The sequence below is a fragment of the Kitasatospora sp. MY 5-36 genome, assembly GCF_001182915.1.
Classification (GTDB): domain Bacteria; phylum Actinomycetota; class Actinomycetes; order Streptomycetales; family Streptomycetaceae; genus Kitasatospora.
Genome location: NZ_LFVW01001031.1, coordinates 1 through 2,315 on the forward strand (window position 1 = coordinate 1; position 2,315 = coordinate 2,315).

The 2,315-nt window shown below is 76.0% G+C and carries 3 protein-coding genes; all 3 read left to right on the forward strand.

Annotated features, from left to right (window positions below):
* On the forward strand, positions 1-1,215 hold a 1,215-nt coding region (locus AE652_RS39735; RefSeq protein WP_049660508.1), incomplete at its 5' end, for a ferredoxin reductase family protein.
* A gap of 126 nt (positions 1,216-1,341) precedes the next feature.
* Complete coding sequence (locus AE652_RS39740) at positions 1,342-1,833, forward strand: FMN-binding protein (protein ID WP_049660509.1); 492 nt, start codon at positions 1,342-1,344, stop codon at positions 1,831-1,833.
* An 8-nt stretch (positions 1,834-1,841) separates the two neighbouring features.
* On the forward strand, positions 1,842-2,315 hold a 474-nt coding region (locus AE652_RS39745), incomplete at its 3' end, for an FAD:protein FMN transferase (protein ID WP_053112558.1).

A 2,315-nucleotide genomic window follows, 5' to 3' on the forward strand; every position in this document is an offset into this window, starting at 1 on the left:
ACCCCGGCGGTGGTCGGCGCGGCCGACTGGCTGACCGGCGCCGGCCGGATCACCGGGCTGCTGGCCGGCTACGCCGCGCCGGTGCTGCTCCTGCTGATGGCCCGGCTGCCGCCGGTGGAGCGCGGGGTCGGGGCGGACCGGCTGGCGCGCTGGCACGCGTTCGGCGGGCGGTGGATGGTGGCCCTGGTCTCGGTGCACGTGCTGGCGGTCGTCTGGGGCTACGCGCTGACCGACGGGCGCGGGGTGGTCGGCGAGGGCGTGGAGATCGTCTTCCACTACCCCGAGATGGTCAAGGCCGCCCTGGGCACCCTGCTGCTGCTCGGCACCGGCGCCGTCTCCGCCCGGATCGCGCGACGCCGCCTCCCGTACGAGACCTGGTACTACCTGCACCTGGCGACCTACCTCGCGGTGGCGCTGGCCTTCTCCCACCAGCTCGCCACCGGCGCCGACCTGGGCGGCGGCCCCGGCCGGGCCGCCTGGTACGCGCTCTACTTCGGGACGGCGGCGCTGCTCGGCTGGTTCCGGCTGCTGCGGCCGTGGCTGCTCGACCGGCGGCACGGCCTGACCGTCGCCGAGGTACGGCCGGAGGGCCCCGGCGTGGTGTCGCTCTTCCTGACCGGGCGGCGGCTGGACGGACTCCGCGCCGAGCCGGGCCAGTTCTTCCGGCTCCAGTTCCAGGCCCCCGGGCTGCGCTGGGCCGCCAACCCGTACTCGCTGTCCGCGCCGCCCCACCCGCGCTTCCTGCGCTTCACGGTCAAGGACCTCGGCGGGCACAGTGCCGCCGTGGCCGCCCTGCGCCCGGGGACCAGGGTGCGCGCCGAGGGCCCGTACGGGGCGTTCACCGGGCGGCGGCTGCGGCGGCGCCGGGTGCTGCTGCTCGGCGCCGGGGTGGGGATCACCCCGCTGCGCGCCCTGTTCGAGACGCTGCCGGGCGAGCTGACCATGGTCCAGCGGGCCCGGCGGCCACAGGACGTGCTGTTCCGGGCGGAACTGGACGATGTCGCCCGGCGGCGCGGTGCGGCGGTGCACGAGCTGCTCGGCTCGCGCGAGCAGGTCGGCGACCTCGGGGCCGCGCTGGCCCGTCTGCTCCCGGACCTCGCCGAGCACGAGGTCTACCTGTGCGGCCCGGAGGCGATGGCCGAGGAGGCCGTGCGCGCGCTGCGGGCCGCGGGGGTGCGGCGGGGGCGCATCCACCACGAGAGCTTTTCGTTCTGAGCCCGTCCGCTCGCGGAGCCCGTTCGCCCGCCGAGTCCTTCCGCCCGCTGAGCCCGTTCGTTCGCCGACTCCGTCCGCCCGCTGAGCCCGTTCGGCTCGCCAAGCACCTGAGGAGCGTTGATTTCCATGCGCCGAGCCGTCGTCACCAGCGCCGCCACCGCGGCCGGGGTGGTGCTGCTGCTGTCCCTCAAGCCGCACGAGGCGGCCGGGCCCGCCCCGGTGATCGGCTCGGGGGCGGGTACCGGTTCCGGTTCCGGCACCGGTTCCGACGTTTCGCAGCCGTCGAACGCCCCCGGCTCCCCCGCGCCCTCGGCCTCCGCCTCCGCCACGGGCACGGGCGCCACCCGGAAGGTCAGCGGCGACACCGTCAACACCCGGTACGGGCCGGTCCAGGTGCAGGTCACCCTGGCCGGCAGCCGGATCACCGCCGTCGACGTGGTCAAGTACCCGAACTCCGAGCGCCGCGACCGCGAGATCAACAGCTCCGCGCTGCCCGTGCTCAACCAGGAGGCGATATCCGCGCAGAGCGCCGCCATCGACGTGGTCAGCGGCGCGACGTACACCAGCGACGGCTACGTCCGCTCCCTGCAGAGCGCCCTCGACCGGGCCAAGGGCTGAGGCGCCCCGTGCTGCGCCACGCCGAGCCCGTGATGGGCACCGTCTTCTCGATCGCCGTCCGCGACCCCGGCCCCGGCACCGCCGCCGCGCTGGAGCGGATCGCCGAACGGCTGCACCGGATCGACGCGGTGTTCTCCACCTACCGTCCGGACAGCGACATCAGCCGCCTCGACCGAGGTGAACTCGTCCTGGACGACTGCGATCCGGAGGTCCGCGCCGTGCTGGCGGCCTGCCGCGACGTGGCCGCCGAGACGGACGGCCACTTCAGCGAGCGGCCAGGCGGGCGGCTGGACCCGAGTGGCTGGGTCAAGGGGTGGGCGGTCGAGCAGGCGGCCGGCCTGCTGCGCTCCTCCGGCGCCCGGCAGTACTGCGTCAGCGGCGGCGGGGACGTGCAGACCGCCGGCGGCCCGTGGCGGATCGGCATCGCCGACCCCCGGCAGCCGGGGCTGCTGGCCGCCGTCCTCGCCGGTGACGACCTCGCC

Excerpts from the sequence above, each read along its gene's own strand:
- AE652_RS39740 (WP_049660509.1), top strand. The coding sequence starts at position 1,342 with ATGCGCCGAGCCGTCGTCACCAGCGCCGCCACCGCGGCCGGGGTGGTG.